Origin of the sequence: Nostoc sp. LEGE 06077 (assembly GCF_015207705.1) — a bacterium.
Classification (GTDB): Bacteria; Cyanobacteriota; Cyanobacteriia; order Cyanobacteriales; family Nostocaceae; genus Nostoc_B.
In genome coordinates this window covers 77,573-92,904 of the sequence record NZ_JADEWI010000003.1, presented here as the reverse complement: position 1 = coordinate 92,904, position 15,332 = coordinate 77,573, and the positions used below count along the sequence as shown (strand labels likewise).

Annotated in this window: 14 protein-coding genes and 2 tRNA genes; 9 read left to right on the top strand and 7 right to left on the bottom strand. The window is 40.5% G+C overall.

The genetic code is table 11. The annotated features are described in order from the left end of the window. The first annotated feature begins 430 nt into the window (after positions 1–430). Complete coding sequence (gene typA / locus IQ244_RS03130; RefSeq protein ID WP_193889680.1) at positions 431–2,221, top strand: translational GTPase TypA; 1,791 nt, start codon at positions 431–433, stop codon at positions 2,219–2,221. 202 nt (positions 2,222–2,423) lie between these two features. On the opposite strand, the gene IQ244_RS03125 is transcribed toward typA, so the two are convergent. Beyond that, positions 2,424–3,008, bottom strand: a complete 585-nt coding sequence (locus IQ244_RS03125; protein ID WP_193889677.1) for a GUN4 domain-containing protein — start codon at positions 3,006–3,008, stop codon at positions 2,424–2,426. 301 nt (positions 3,009–3,309) lie between these two features. Here IQ244_RS03125 and IQ244_RS03120 point away from each other — a divergent pair, with 301 nt between their 5' ends. After that, the gene (locus tag IQ244_RS03120; RefSeq protein WP_193889675.1) at positions 3,310–3,897 is read left to right on the top strand and encodes a Uma2 family endonuclease; all 588 of its coding nucleotides are present in this window, start codon (positions 3,310–3,312) and stop codon (positions 3,895–3,897) included. Between the two features lie 124 nt (positions 3,898–4,021). On the opposite strand, the gene IQ244_RS03115 is transcribed toward IQ244_RS03120, so the two are convergent. After that, positions 4,022–4,465 (bottom strand): DUF29 domain-containing protein, encoded by a 444-nt coding sequence (locus tag IQ244_RS03115; protein ID WP_193889673.1) that lies wholly within the window; start codon positions 4,463–4,465, stop codon positions 4,022–4,024. A 98-nt stretch (positions 4,466–4,563) separates the two neighbouring features. On the opposite strand from IQ244_RS03115, the gene IQ244_RS03110 reads away from it, so the two are divergent. After that, positions 4,564–4,791 (top strand): type II toxin-antitoxin system Phd/YefM family antitoxin, encoded by a 228-nt coding sequence (locus IQ244_RS03110; RefSeq protein ID WP_193889671.1) that lies wholly within the window; start codon positions 4,564–4,566, stop codon positions 4,789–4,791. A gap of 5 nt (positions 4,792–4,796) precedes the next feature. After that, positions 4,797–5,174, top strand: coding sequence for a type II toxin-antitoxin system VapC family toxin (locus tag IQ244_RS03105; protein WP_228058701.1), 378 nt, complete (start codon positions 4,797–4,799; stop codon positions 5,172–5,174). 259 nt (positions 5,175–5,433) lie between these two features. On the opposite strand, the gene IQ244_RS03100 is transcribed toward IQ244_RS03105, so the two are convergent. After that, positions 5,434–6,843: a hypothetical protein gene (locus IQ244_RS03100; protein ID WP_193889667.1), complete on the bottom strand. Its 1,410-nt coding sequence runs from the start codon at positions 6,841–6,843 to the stop codon at positions 5,434–5,436. Between the two features lie 553 nt (positions 6,844–7,396). On the opposite strand from IQ244_RS03100, the gene IQ244_RS03095 reads away from it, so the two are divergent. Beyond that, positions 7,397–8,092: an esterase/lipase family protein gene (locus IQ244_RS03095; RefSeq protein ID WP_193889665.1), complete on the top strand. Its 696-nt coding sequence runs from the start codon at positions 7,397–7,399 to the stop codon at positions 8,090–8,092. A gap of 97 nt (positions 8,093–8,189) precedes the next feature. Next, positions 8,190–8,819 (top strand): cytochrome b N-terminal domain-containing protein, encoded by a 630-nt coding sequence (locus IQ244_RS03090; RefSeq protein ID WP_193889663.1) that lies wholly within the window; start codon positions 8,190–8,192, stop codon positions 8,817–8,819. On the opposite strand, the gene IQ244_RS03085 is transcribed toward IQ244_RS03090, so the two are convergent. Next, a complete protein-coding gene (locus tag IQ244_RS03085) occupies positions 8,786–10,708 on the bottom strand; it encodes a cation:proton antiporter (protein ID WP_193889661.1) in 1,923 nt (640 codons plus the stop codon). The two genes, IQ244_RS03090 and IQ244_RS03085, sit on opposite strands and share 34 nt — an antisense overlap. A gap of 288 nt (positions 10,709–10,996) precedes the next feature. Between IQ244_RS03085 and IQ244_RS03080 the strand changes: the two genes are divergently transcribed. After that, positions 10,997–11,069, top strand: a tRNA-Glu gene (locus IQ244_RS03080). 48 nt (positions 11,070–11,117) lie between these two features. Then, positions 11,118–11,190: transfer RNA gene (locus IQ244_RS03075), tRNA-Glu, on the top strand. A gap of 92 nt (positions 11,191–11,282) precedes the next feature. Here the strand turns inward: IQ244_RS03075 and IQ244_RS03070 are convergent. The 3 genes from IQ244_RS03070 to IQ244_RS03060 all read right to left on the bottom strand — a co-directional run bounded on the left by IQ244_RS03070 (position 11,283) and on the right by IQ244_RS03060 (position 14,976). Beyond that, complete coding sequence (locus tag IQ244_RS03070; RefSeq protein ID WP_193889659.1) at positions 11,283–11,873, bottom strand: SRPBCC family protein; 591 nt, start codon at positions 11,871–11,873, stop codon at positions 11,283–11,285. A gap of 8 nt (positions 11,874–11,881) precedes the next feature. Continuing rightward, a complete protein-coding gene (locus IQ244_RS03065; protein ID WP_193889657.1) occupies positions 11,882–13,900 on the bottom strand; it encodes a GAF domain-containing protein in 2,019 nt (672 codons plus the stop codon). 740 nt (positions 13,901–14,640) lie between these two features. Beyond that, entirely contained in the window at positions 14,641–14,976 is a 336-nt protein-coding gene (locus IQ244_RS03060; protein ID WP_193889648.1) for a hypothetical protein, read from the bottom strand. A gap of 71 nt (positions 14,977–15,047) precedes the next feature. Here IQ244_RS03060 and IQ244_RS03055 point away from each other — a divergent pair, with 71 nt between their 5' ends. After that, the gene (locus IQ244_RS03055; protein WP_193889646.1) at positions 15,048–15,296 is read left to right on the top strand and encodes a hypothetical protein; all 249 of its coding nucleotides are present in this window, start codon (positions 15,048–15,050) and stop codon (positions 15,294–15,296) included. Positions 15,297–15,332 lie beyond the last annotated feature (36 nt).

Below are 15,332 nucleotides of genomic sequence, written 5' to 3'. Positions count from 1 at the left end.
AATATATATAGCGGTGGTCGGATATGTTAAGAAAGCAATAGTAAGACTTTTTCCCCTGCCTTCTGCCTTTTGCCTTCTGCCTAATTCCTACTAGTTGCGATTCTTCTAAGTAGTATAAATGTAAAATAAATGCAAATTATTTGTTGTTAGCCAGATACAAAAAGAATTAGCTACAAAAGCCTCTGGGATATTGAACTCTCAACAAAATGTAAATATTACTTAGAGTGGTTGTAAGTTTAATGCTGCTATTTTAAAAATCGCCAAATTTTTGCCTCAGCAGCATTTACAAAACGCATCGTAATTGTTTCAATTAAGCTAGAATTGTTAAAGGTTCTTTACAGAATTTGCATAACAACACTAATTCTGTTAAAACAGCCTAGCACTTAAATGTAAATCTACAAAACCTCTCTAGAGTTCACAATAAGCCTCTATGACGCTCCCAATTCGTAACGTCGCCATTATCGCCCACGTAGACCACGGCAAAACCACCTTGGTTGATGCACTCCTCAAACAATCCGGCATTTTCCGCGAAGGCGAAGACGTTCCGGATTGCGTCATGGACTCCAACGCCCTCGAACGTGAGCGCGGAATCACAATTCTTTCTAAAAATACAGCAGTTCGCTACAAAGAGACGCTGATCAATATTGTTGATACTCCTGGACACGCTGACTTCGGTGGTGAAGTTGAACGTGTACTCGGCATGGTTGATGGTTGTCTGCTAATTGTTGATGCCAATGAAGGCCCCATGCCTCAAACCCGCTTCGTGTTGAAAAAAGCTCTGGAAAAAGGTTTGCGCCCCATTGTCGTACTCAACAAAATTGATCGCGCCAAAGCTGACCCCCACGTTGCTGTTGATAAAGTTTTGGATCTGTTCTTGGAATTAGGCGCAGACGAAGACCAGTGTGATTTCACCTATCTGTTCGCCTCCGGTATGGCAGGTTATGCCAAAGAAAGCATGGAAGCAGAAGCGGTTGATATGCAACCCCTGTTTAATGCGATTCTCCAACACGTTCCACCACCAGTAGGCGACATCAACAAGCCCCTGCAATTGCAAGTCACAACCCTAGATTATTCTGAATACCTAGGACGGATTGTCATTGGCAGAATCCACAACGGTACTATCCGCGCTGGACAACAAGCGGCTTTGGTAACAGAGAGTGGCGCTATTGTCAAAGGCAAAATCACCAAGCTGATGGGCTTTGAAGGTCTGAAGCGGGTAGAGATGGAAGAAGCAACCGCAGGTTACATTGTCGCGGTTGCGGGTTTTGCTGATGCTTACATTGGTGAAACAATCACAGACCCAACCGAACCACAAGCCTTACCACTAATTAAAGTAGATGAGCCTACCTTACAAATGACCTTCTGGGTAAATGATTCACCCTTTGCTGGTCAAGAAGGTAAATTGGTAACATCCAGACAAGTACGCGATCGCCTATTCCGCGAACTAGAAACCAACGTGGCTTTACGCGTTGAAGAAACCGACTCCCCCGATAAATTCCTAGTTTCCGGTCGTGGAGAACTGCACTTGGGTATCTTAATCGAAACCATGCGCCGCGAAGGTTTTGAATTCCAGGTATCCCAACCACAAGTAATTTACCGCGAAATCAACGGTCAACCTTGCGAACCTTATGAACTCTTGGTTTTAGACGTTCCTGCTGATGCAGTTGGTAGCTGTATTGAACGTTTGGGACAACGCAAAGGCGAAATGCAAGATATGCAGCCGGGAAGTGGCGATCGCACCCAGCTAGAGTTTGTCATTCCCGCCCGTGGTTTGATTGGTTTCCGTGGTGAATTCATGCGGATGACCCGTGGTGAAGGCATCATGAACCACAGTTTCTTAGACTACCGTCAACTCAGTGGTGATATTGAAGCCCGTAACAAAGGCGTTCTCATCTCCTTTGAAGAAGGCGTTTCTACTTTCTACGCCATGAAGAACGCCGAAGATAGAGGTTCATTCTTTATTGTTCCAGGTACTAAAGTTTACCGAGGTATGATTGTCGGTGAACACAACCGTCCTCAAGACTTGGAATTGAATGTTTGCAAAACCAAACAATTAACCAACCACCGCGCCGCTGGTGGTGATGAATTGGTTCAGTTGCAAGCACCAATCGACATGAGTTTAGAACGGGCGTTAGAGTACATCGGCCCCGATGAATTAGTGGAAGTTACACCCCAATCTATTCGCCTACGGAAGATGTCGAAGAAATTGGCAAAACGCTAAGTAAATCTGCTTAATTGATTTTGAAAGCCCGCAAATGCGGGCTTTTTGCTTTAGCTACAAGCTAATCGTACACGCTTAAAAAAGTGAAGTTGAACCGAACAGGTATACTTAACAAGACTTCCTGAAATTCCAAGAATGCCATACTTTTTGAACAGTGTTTCTAAATTAATCCGTTTTGAGTGATGATTTAGTGACCACCAAGTTATACCATTTCACCAAATAAATGATACAAATAATTTCTCCTCTGCTCCCCTGCTCCTCTGCCCCCCTGCGGCCTATTTGTATCAAACTTAAAGTGAAACGGTATTAGGCAGGGTAAATGTCCTGCTGGGGCACTCAAATCAAAAGTCAACTCTTCATAATTTTTATCTCTTCCATAAGCACCTAAAGAGTCCATAGGATGCCCTTCTATCCATCCCACCTTGACACCGAAAAAGTATGGCACCATCAAAACTTCTTTATCACTCATAGAGTCAGTATTACCATGCAAAACATTAGATATAATTCCTTTGATGATATCTCGTGTATTATTTCTAACATCAGCCCTAACACTATTGTGAATTTGTTCCTGAAGTTGGAAGCCAAAACGCCCTTGGCTATGAGTTGCCCATAACTTCTCTAAACAAGCCAAAATCTCAAGAGGAATATGATCAATATCCTCAAGTGTTAACCATAACTGCTTTCCTGAGTTACAGAATGAGAAAATAAGCTTTTCAGTCTCAAAATCTGCTTTTTTCCATTCTCCCTTGATTAGTAGATTCTCAATATATTCGATGCAAATACTCATTCTGAATAACTCGAAATGCTACATTGTCTATGATAATCCGCACATCCTAGCGATTAAACCCGTAAATATACAGTGCGATCACCCTGGATCTATAGATTGAATTTCACTCCTTAATCATCAAAAAATCTGCATTTTAGATGAATACTACTTGCTGTGTTTCCTGAATCAACTCTAACTGAACTTCATCGGTTTGAGTGTGTAATCCCACATTGTCGCTAATCGCATTTTGCCAAGTTAATTTGAGAAAATCTAACTATCACTGTTTATGAAGTCATAGAATTTATGAGTTAAAAACCTAAAGATGAAAAATGTTAAGTTGACACCAGGGAGAATCCCAGTACCAGAAAGCACGACTCTAGAGGAGTTCTTAAAACTTCCATACATTGAAGAGTCACCAGCTTGGGAATATATTAACGCAGAGGCAATTCAGAAACCTATGGGAGGAGGTAAACACAGCTTATTGCAAAAACGTCTAGTTGCAATAATTGATGATCTAGATAGTAATTACGAAGCCTTCCCAGAATTGCGCTGTACCTTTGGTAATCGTTCCGTAGTTCCTGATGTGGTGGTTCTTTCTAAAAATCTATTACCACTTGATGATAGCGGTGAAATTATTAGCGGTGGCATTGATTTTGCGCCGAATTGGATAATAGAAATTCTCTCTCCTGCTCAAAGTCAAACTAAAGTCACTGGCAATATTTTACATTGTTTAAGAAACGGCAGTAAGCTCGGATGGCTGATTGACCCCAGTGAACGTTCTATTTTAGTTTACCAGCCTAATTGTTTACCTGATTTATTAGCTGGAAAAGATATCTTACCAGTGTTAGAAGATTTGAATTTAACGCTCTCTGTTGATGAAGTTTTTGCGTGGTTGCAGCGAAAAATTTAAGATTATTATTTTAATTTAAATAAATTTAAAAAGCATCTAAAATTACCCAATGTCAACAGTCTAAGAATAAAAGTTGTTTGGAGAGGTTTAAAAAGCGCTCACTCTTACCACACCTTTAGTCAAATCAAGGCAAATAATTGTCATCCAATAATTCTGCAAGAGTGTAAGGACATTTTTCGGGGAAAATTGTTAAATCTGTTTTAACTTGCACAAAATCAATTGCACTTTGATAAATATTCTCTAAATCATCCTGCAATTTATTCATTAAATTTGTGTTTAGATGATTATTTAAGTCATATCTAAAAGTTTTAATTTCTCCAAGCCAATGATGATAATTTCTCTCATACTCTATCTGCCAATACTGGAGTAATAATATATGAATCATAATTTGTCTTAAAAGACTTTTAGCTTTAGCTAAATCTCTTTTCCCCAAACTGATTAATTCCTCAATTAAGTTTTCTATATCTAGTTGGGTAAACTGCCTTTGTTTTAATAATTTAATAGTTTCTTCTAGCCATAAATTTTCATCGGTTTCATAGATTTGTTTTAAGTTGGTAGTAATTGTCATATTTTTACCTTCTACCTACATTCCATAATCTAATCATATACAATTATAAATTTATAGATGCAAACCACCAAAATCCAGAGAACTGGGAAAGACTATCAATGCACCAAATTAATTTAAAAGAAGCTGAGACTCGCCTAGCCGAACTAATTGAAGAGGTAGCTAGTGGAGAAGAAGTGATTATCACACGCAACGATGGGACATCTTTTAAAATTGTGCCGATTGGAGGAGTGAAAGCACATCCAAAGTTCGGTAGTGCTAAGGGTTTAGTGAAAATGTCAGATGATTTTGATGAGCCATTGGCAGATTTTGAGGAATACGCTCCATGAGGCTCATGCTCGATACCCATACGTTTTTATGGTTTATTGAAGGCAGTTTAAATCTCAGTGATACAGCAAAAAACCTCATTGAAGATCAGCAAAATCAAAGATTTTTGAGCATAGCAAGTTTTTGGGAAATATCTATCAAAGTCAGTATTGGCAAGCTAGAACTAGATATGACTTTTACTGAGTTGGTTAAACAACAGGTTTATGGTAACGCAATTGAATTACTTGAAATACAGCCAGAACATTTATATGAGTTAGTAACGCTGCCTTTTTACCATAAAGATCCATTTGATAGGCTGATAATTTCTCAATCTTTGATGCAGAGCATACCTATAGTTACTAAAGACAGTGTGTTTGAGAGTTATCCTGTGCAGATATTATGGTGAATTATACTGCGTTTATAAAAGTTATTGGTAAGAGTTAAGACGTTTAGTGAAGTTTTTTGGTTGTGAATTATAGTAGTACCAAGCAAGCTATGACGAAAATAAAACCGCAGCTAGAAACGCAACGCTTAAAGATTTTTGGCGTTGGCTAAAAAAGCAGTTGTCCAAGTCAGTAAAAAATGATTGAATCTAGTGATTCGCTCTCATACATCAGTGGCTACTGTAAAATGAGAGCGATCGCTATTCCAGAAAACTAGCAACGTTACTTTTCTGAATTAGAATTTTCTCTTTTTTCCTTTACTTCACGCAACTTTTGGATTAGTTGACGATCAGGTTCTTGAGAAACTGCTCGCTGATTGCTATTACTTTCGGGTGTGAACAAGGGTTTTGCCGTCACTGTTGGATTAGGCTTTAGCTGATTACTATTACCTGCTGGTATAATTATTTGCTGGCTACCTGTTGCGGGTTGAGTTGTCGCTGAAGGTGTCTGGATTGGCTGAGAAATATCACCAGCAGTTTTGCTACTGTCTTGGAAACGCAGGTTAAATGGATAACGGCTAATTGTTTTCTCTCCCTTTAAAGACTTGGCGTTGAAATATTGCCTTGCTTTTAATTGCAGTACTGGAGAAAGCAATTTATCTTGGAATTTAATATCCAATACTTTGCCATCAGGATCTACTACTAAAACGCCTAAGACTGTACCTTCCACACCTGCTTTGCTCACACCAATAGTATCCCGAATGACTCCTTTTTCTTCGGAATTGGGATATTGCTGCTGGAGTGCTTTTCTCAATTCTGCGTAAGATTCTGCTTGAGCTATTAGCGTCTGGTTGGTAGCTTTTGTGGGCAAACTAGGCGTTGTGATTGGTTTTAAAGGGGGGAGACTTGCTGTGGACGAAGTTGTATTATCTCCAACCTTCGGCGTTTGCGGAATACCAGTTTCTAAAGTCCGGTTTGGCGTAACCGCTGCATTATTCTCTGGCTCAGGCTGTGTGGGTTGAGGAGTAATTCTGCTATTTGCCGTTGTAATATTTGAGCTAGAGGCTCGACTGGGAATTGGGCTATTCAGTATTTCTGGTGGTATTGTCGCTGGGGGTAAATCAGGTAATTTGTCGACTGGAAGTGGTTGCGACTTTTCGGGAATTACAGGCTTGTCATCAAAATTAGGAATTGATGCGGTAAATTTTTGGTTTCCAGCTTTAAACCCAGAATTGTCAAATCGAAAATTTTGTTTGGGAAACTGTATAGACTGCTTTGTAGGTAATGAGGAAACACCGTAGTTATTAGATGTTGTCGGTAAAGATGGCAGTGCTGACTGTGTATAACTAGATGGTGGAAGGGGAGGTATTACAGTTGTCTGGCTATTAAAAGATGGTGGTACTTGTGGTTGTAGTGCTAATTGCTGTTGCTGCGACAATCTAGGTAATTGCGGTTGCACAGCAAATTGAGATGCACCTGGAGTTTGGGGTAAACGATTTTGATCAGCTTGGCTTAATTCCAAAATGCCAACTGATTTTGCAGATGCTGTATCTTTAGGTTTATTTGGATCTACAGGCATTAATGGCACAATTAACGCAATAGCACCATGAATACCAATTGAGGCAATAGCGGCAATTCCAGTTGGCTGGCTTAAAATTTCAGGTATATTTTTTAGTAGGGAGACGTAAGACATATCTGTTATCGTTCACTCGGCTCAGTTGCAGTTTATTAGCAAATCAATATTATCTTGGTGGTACAAAATGCATCCCTCTAAAGAGAATAACTTTTTGGGTAGAACTCAAAAAGACAAGAGTTAGATTGTTTTGGTGGTTTTAACTTTTTAATGACGCAATTTTATCTTTTTTGGTTGCACTTGCAAATCAGAACATTAAATGCTTATCACTTCACTAATTTCTATGTTGCGTATAGATTTACGCAGTTCAAACTGACAATTACAGTAGTTGCCCGTGATACTGAACGCATCGGTCTAAAGATATATCCATCTAGGATCTACCAGAACCAACTATTGATATAACTGTTTCTCTGTCAGTAGAGATTTTGTAATAGATGGTTAGGTTGTTGTTTGCTAAAAATTGCATACAGATGACATGGTATCACATCAGTTAGTTGCTAATTGTGGCTAAATTTGCTTTTTCGCTAATAGATGAGGATCAACAAGGGCTGCATAATTACTGATATTTTAATGACATCATTTCCCACCATAAAATTTTGATTTTAATCATAAAATGCCCTTACCTACAGTTATTGTACCTGGATATTTAGAAAGCGCGATCGCCTACCAGACCCTAGAACAATCCCTGCAACAGTTGGGATTTCCCACAGTTACAGTACCACTGCGGCGGCGTGATTGGCTTCCTACTGTTGGTGGCAGACCTGTCACACCAATTTTGCAAAAGCTTGACCTGACTGTTAAACAAATATTGCAGGAATATCAAGCCACACAAATCAATCTAATTGGTCATTCAGCTGGTGGTTGGATTTCCCGGATTTATTTAGGAGAAAAGCCGTATACTCCCCGCAATCAAGCTTATCCATCTGTTTGGAATGCTCATCCTTTAGTTGCGACTCTCATTACTTTAGGCACTCCTCATATTAGTCAAGAACGCTGGACGCGCTGGAATCTTGACTTTGTAGCCAATAACTATCCCGGAGCATTTTACAAAAATGTCCGTTATGTTTGTGTTGCCGGCAAAACTATTTTGGGCGAACGGCGGCCTGGTAGCTGGTTAGCCTACAGCAGTTACCAATTAACCTGTGGTCAAGGTAACACTTGGGGAGATGGCATTACTCCCATTGCATCTGCTCATCTAGAAGGGGCAGAGAATCTGATTATTGAAGGTGTGAGACACTCACCTAGAAGCCCTGGAATTTGGTATGGCTCCCCAGAACCGCTAAAGATTTGGGTGAAATATTTAATTTAAAAATTTTATATATCTTTGATAAATGCAACAAATATAAATATTTCTTAGTTAAAATGTAGTAAAAATACATATTTAATAAAGAACAGGAGGGGTGAATATGCAAAGCACCCAGTTTGATAGAATTTTGCGGCGACTCGCAACGGTATTATCAGTCGTAATTCTGACCCTGTGCTTGATTTATACCACCACGGGCATCTTGCTGTCTTTTTACTACGAACCAACAGCAGGTGGTGCTTATAATTCCTTAAAGATGATTAATACTCAAATACCTTATGGGTGGTTATTCTACCGCACCCATGAGATAGCAGGTAATGGTTTAATTGCGATCGCCCTTGTGCAAATTATCGTGATGTTTTTAGGGCGACAATTTAGCCAGAGTTGGCTTGCAGCTTGGGTTAGTGGTATATTACTCACCTTAAGTGCGATCGGATTAGATTGGACAGCCATGCTCCTTGATTGGACACAAGCAGGATACTGGCGTTTTAGCATTGAGTTGGGAACCATCGAAGCCATTCCCTTGATTGGTGAGCAACTGCGAAATATCCTGACTGGTGGTGGAGCGATTAACACCCTCACCGTTGAACATCTTTACACCATCCACAGTTATATTGTGGCGACGGCTACCCTAGTTCTGGCTGTAGTGCATTTACTGGCGCTCCTGTGGCAAGAACAGCAAATTTATATAGCGTCAAATCAACTTCCAGAAACTTCACTAGTAGAGAGTTGAACCAAAGTTGATACAGCAACTTCTTCTAGTTCTGGTAATTTTTCTACAGCCAAAGGCGTAGATTGACTAGCACCAGATAAGCGTTTTAACAGATTTGGTCTGGGGTCGTGTAATAAATAGATAATGCGATCGCCTACTTCCCAGTCTTGATTGGCTGGCATTACTTGGAGACGTTCTTCTCGTTCTAACAGTAGCGGTAGCAATACCCCAGTCCGAATTTTCTCTTGGATGCGTTCTTGTTGACTATCAAAATCTGCTGTATCTAACGTCGTTGTTCCTAACTTCACGCGTCCGTCATTGAGGTACTCATTCCAAGTCTTAATTGTTAATTCGTTAATAAAAGCCTGATTTACCGTCTTTTGATTTCCGCCATTACTCGCCTGGGGATCACGGGGAAAAACAGCTAACACACGCGGCGGATTAAATTCTTCAGCAGCGCGTTGTGCCAAGACAAAATTTACCTCCCCGTTACTTGTCATCGCCACAAAAGTCCCCATAGAAGCTAGTCCTGCTTCTTCCAAAACTCCGGTATCTAGGGCGCTACTAGCAATCACACGAATATTTTGCTCGGCGGCTTTTTCGCAGCGTTCTGGGTCTGTGTCAATCATCACCACAGACTCTCCGCGTTCTTGAAAGAAGCGAGCAATTAATAAACTCAAGGAATTACAACCGACAATTACCACTCCAGTTGCATCCTTGGAGGTGATTTGCAATAACTGAGCAATTCCCCCAGCCGTTAACCCTTGGCAAACCACCGTCATAATGATGGTCAAAAATACTAAAGCTTTAATGGCATCACCACCATTTATCCCATGTTGCGTCAATAAAATGGCGAATAATGAAGCCACAGAAGCAGATACAATTCCTCTCGGAGCCACCCAGCTTAAAAATAATTTTTGTCGCCAGTTGAGGTTACTGTTCCAAGTACAGGCCAAGATATTAATTGGCCGCACCACAAACATCAGTACTAAAACAGTTAAAACACTACCCCAACCCAAGGCAAATACGCTGGCGATAGATAAATCAGCCGCTAACAGAATGAAGAGAACGGAAACACTGAGAATTGTTAACTGACCTTTAAAGCTGCGTAACAGACGTTCTTCCGGTACAGAAGAATTGGCAAATACGGCTCCTGCTACTACTGTTGTCATCACTCCCGATTCACTGCGAATTGTCTGGGCGAGAGAAAACAGACCCCAAAGTATTGCCAAAACTACAAGATTTTTCAACTCAAACGACAGCAAAGTGGCATACTTAAAAACCCAACTCATCAAGTAGCCACCAACTGCACCAATTGCTGCACCCACCCCCAAACGCATCAGCAAACCAACAATGGCGTTAACTGGGTCAGCATCACCGTTAACAATCGTATCCAAGACCACAAAGGCCAAAATAGCACCCACTGGGTCAATTAAAACCCCTTCTCCTTCTAAGAGTGTAGCTACCTGTCGATCTACATTAATTTGTTTGAGCAGAGGCCCAACCACTGTTGGCCCTGTAACCACAACTATCGAAGCATATAAGAAAGCGATATTCCAAGGAAATTCACCCAGCCAATGAGCCGCCATACTGCCGCCCAATAGGGTGATCAGGGTTCCTAGGGTAACGAGTAATTGCAAGCTAACTGAAACCTTGCCTAATTCTCGCAAATCTAAATTCAGTCCACCTTCAAACAGGATGATAGCTGTCGCTAGAGAAACAATGACTTCTAGTCCTGTACCTAGCAAATGCGGGTGCAACAATCCCAGACCGTCGGAGCCAAGGATAATGCCCAAGAAGAGCAATAAAACGATGCTGGGTACACGCAAGTATGCAGCTATCACTTGGGCGCTAATACCTGCGACAACAGCAATCACCATCTGTAAGGTGATTTCAAGAGATGCTTCCATGTTGTAGATTTTGAGTGATAAATTTCAAAATCTCTTGTAAAGGAGTGTAAAGATGACTTCTCCAGAGTACAGCATTACACTCTTTGTACCTAATTAAAATGGGATTTTCTTTCATACTTGGTTTTGTAAGATACTCTATTGTCTGTTGGTCAAGAGTCAATGGTCAATGGTCATTAGTTATTGGCTTTTTTCCTGGATCTTAGTTTATCTGCAACAAAAATTGTTTTTTTGCAAAAGCTGTTGACATCACTAGGAAAATTAGTTAATTTATAAAAGGTTTGATTGCATGCCCCCATCGTCTAGAGGCCTAGGACACCTCCCTTTCACGGAGGCGACGGGGATTCGAATTCCCCTGGGGGTACTTTACCAGCAAGGCAGCATCAAACTAATATACAGTCGGAAGTCTTATGCCCCCATCGTCTAGAGGCCTAGGACACCTCCCTTTCACGGAGGCGACGGGGATTCGAATTCCCCTGGGGGTATTTTAAGTAAATTTGGTGTTAACTGAAAAGTCAAGCTTTCCTGTTCAAAGCTTGTTAATCAGGAAAACTTGATAAATAATTAATCATTTCGTCTATACCAACTGTTCTATACGCTGGTAAATGGCTAAAAGATTCAACTGTAAATCCTTACTCAGACGACGTTCAATAATGGTCACAGGCATAGTTAGTTTTGGCCAAACTTTAATGGTGTAGCAAAGATTAGTTCCTGTAATTCCATCAAGAGAGTGAGGCTCTAGGTTCCAACTACCAGAGAAGCCTTTGAAATCGCCTTCCACCATAGAGAACGTAATTTGCTGGGGAAAATCTTCTTCCAAATCTAAAACTACACGCGCACAAAAGTTGAAATTCAATAAGCGTTGAGAACCTACTTGCTCAAGTCGAATACCACCATTAGGATGCTCCATTAAACGACTTTTAGCTAGATTGGGGATGAAGTCAACTAAGGCTTCATAATCTGTCAACACTTGCCATATCCGTTCCACAGGATGAGGAATATGGATTTTGGCGGAAATTTGTCGCTGTCGCTCTGCTATTTTCTCGATTTGGATGGCTACAGGAGGCAAATTAGCTGAATCAACAGCCAAATTGTCTTCTAGGTTAGTGTCATCATCAATAGCGGCGTTGAAATCAAGGTTGGCTGTGGAATTGTTTTGTTCAGTCACGGTCTGAGTTATGGTTCGCTTTCGTCGGAAAATTGCTGTAATGTCAAGGTAAAACAAACTTGGCTTTGTTGAGAATCTGGGATTTGAGTACTTTCAACAGCGATCGCCCCATTCAAATGCTGTACCAAAGACTTGGCTAAAGCCAGTCCTAAACCTGTTCCCGGAGTCCATCGTCCACCTTTACCACGCCGGAACCGATCAAATATGTACGTGGCTTCTTCTTCAGAGATGCCCCTTCCTATATTGGTTACTTTAATAATAACTTGATCGATCAGTTGCTCAACTCGGTGAAAGGCTTGCACATGAATTACAGTTTCCGGCTCTGAGTATGTACACGCATTAGTTAATAATTCTTGCAGGATGCGGTTAAAACTTTCTAATTCGGTCTGTATTTTCAATGAATCTTGGGGTAAATCCAGATTGATACTTAAGGTTTTAGCCGCTAGTTTTGCGTTGAGATTCGATGCTAATGCCTGAATTCTAGTATTTAAATCTATAGTTTCAAATTGCGGACGTTCTTGCTTAGACTCTAGTTTCTGGAGTGTCAGCAAATCATTGATCAAATTAATTTCTTTAGTACATTCTTGCTCTAAGATATCCATGTATCTCGCTTGACGGTCTGGTTGAATTCCCGGCAAACGCAAATTCTTGATTGACATTTGCATATTTGTCAGTGGATAACGTAGGCGATCGCTCATATTACTCAAAAATTCATCTTTGAGATGATTGAGTTCTCGCAGTTGCTCAACATATTGCCGTGTTTTTTCATGCAATTTTGCTTGGAGTTCCAGACTGCTTTGGAGTTTTGCTGTCCGTTCATCTACCAAGGTCTGTACCTGCCGTAATGTTTGTGATTGAATAATGGCATTGCTCATTTGAGCGCAGACCATTTCCACAAGGTTTAAGTCTGGTAATTGCCAGTTACGGGCTGTTGCTTGCTGAAGAACAATAAATCCTAAAACTTTACCTTGGTTTTCTAATGGTACCAACAGCACAGCAGGCAAGACATCCAGTGTAAACAATGAAACAGCTGTCAAGGTATCCTGAAGGTCTGTGGAATCATCAATAATTACTGCTTTGCCTGAGTCTGTGAATACACGTTGGCATAAGCCACACTCAGAAATCAGAAATGACTGCGGTGCCACATCTGACTTACTCGCACTTGGTGTATTTCGGTTCCACTCGGCAACTATGGTGGCTTTTGCTTTGGGAATTTGCTTTTTCGGTTGAGTTCTAAATAAAGGATCTGTATATTTGAGCAAGATGAGCAACCCTCTATCTGCCTGTAAAGATTCAGCAGTAGAAGAAATCGCTAACTGGAGCATTTGATTTAGCTCCAAATTACTCCGACTTAATATAGTTAATTGCTTGATCAAACTTTGATGTTGCTCGCTTTTTTGCAGATCCTGTTGTTGTGCGGCGATTAATTGAACTTGTGAGACTTGAGAAAAAGCGATCGCACAAGATGACTCAACAAAATTTAACAGTTCTTTTTCTGACTCACTCCAATTGTATGGTTGGAATTTGATCAGACTAATCACACCATTATTTTGTCCAGCAAACCGAGTAGGGATTGCCAAAACAGATCTTATTGGTAATGGCAGGTGTTGGCAGCCCACTACCAAACTATTTTGAATAGTTGAAATATCCTCAATGGTAAAGGGTTCAGCCGCACATTGCACTACAGGCAAGTCCATCAGCAGTTGATCTGTGGAGAACAATTGACTTGGGTGAGGCATTGCCAAATACTCATCAGAACACCAATTTACAGCGATTGATTCAGCAGATGCCTCGCTGGTGGATACTGTAACTAAGCAACAGCAATCGACTTTGAAGGCATCTCCTAGCAATCGAGCAATTTCTTGCAGCATCAATGTCGTTGCTGAGTTGTTGGCGATGATGTGATTAATTTTCTGTACCAACTGAAGAGTTGGCTCTTTCTGATGCTGCATCAGCTTGAGTGGGTATGATTGTGGTCGGTCTAGGTCATCTGGACACTGTGGCGGCAATGATAAACGTTTTTTCATTCCTGGCACGCTCTTAGATAATGACCTCATATCGTATGCACCCAATTTCTTGGCATATTATCTTCATTAGTTATGTTGCTGCACCCTAACAGTGGCAAATTTTTTATCGAGACTTTCTCTCACCTGTTATAGCCCCTTTCTCTTGCAGATGATTAAGTAACTGGTATATTAAACTAATTTATACATGGGTATAGAAAAATATCTAAAATATATTAAGGTACTGCTTACAAAAGGATTTGGGGCTGTGACGCAGACCTAAACTACTAGACTTTGGCCTAGGATAGCTTGTCGGTAACTATACATAAACCGTAATTTCTCTGGAATTAAGATCAAAACTCTCAAAATGATTACGGCATTAATACTGTTAATTACATTAAATTTAGTAATATTTATTGCTAAATTTTTTTCTTGTGCTAAGTACGTTTCTAAGGGTTTGCCAAAAATTAAATTCTATTATGACAGAACCTCAGAAAAAACTCTGTTAGTGCTTTTCCCCCTCTGTAAAAAGTTTGTAGATGGTAATATCAAGCTTCTGCCTATACTTATGAAGTAGTGATAAAGTTGGTCATTTACTGTATCAAGCGTTATAGCATCCCTGTTACTAAAATTCCAGTTTGCTGTTGAACTTGCCTGCTGTGCTTGAAGCTTAACAAATAAATATAAATATTTTAAATAATAAATATTGAAGGCAGCCCAGTTACCTGGATGAAGAACTCAGCTGCCCTCGGTTGAAGTAGAAACTATCCAGCCAAACTTTCGACACTCAGAGGAACCATATCCCCATTCCTCGTGAGTCCTAGTAACATAGGCTGTTGAGCTTGAATCAATTGACCTGTAAGTACACAACGTTCTTCCTGCTGGGCTGTGGCGGCTATACTAGCTCGAATATCGGCTCTGGAAAATCGCGGTTTCCACTCACCAGATTTTTGTTGGACATAATTCCAGAGAATATCGCGGATTAAGGCTTGATAGCCCTGATTGCCAGCTATTTCTTTGAGTTTATCTTTGAGTTCCCGCTCCAGACGAATGCTGGTAACTTCCATATCGGTAGTTGGGGTGCGAGTAATGGTATGCATGACTTTTTCTCCTTAAAGGTATAGACAGGATAGTAATACAAGTGTAGTATGTTTAAAGGAATGTTCAATAGGTGAAATTTTCTGTGAAATCCATTTACCCCATCTCTACTGCCTTGCGTGCTGCCAACTGCCGATTTAGTTGGGAATCAGCTGCTATGGGAGTGGAGTATTTATTTATGGGCGATGGTAGCCAAATTCATCGGCTAATCACAGAGGGGAATTATGATTTTAGATATCTCGGCATAGACGTGCTGAATGCAAAACCACAACTGAACCAAATAAGCGGGAGGTACAGACAAGAGAATGCTGTACCGATATAAAACCAGAAGAGTTTTTGGTAAATTTATAACCCCCGC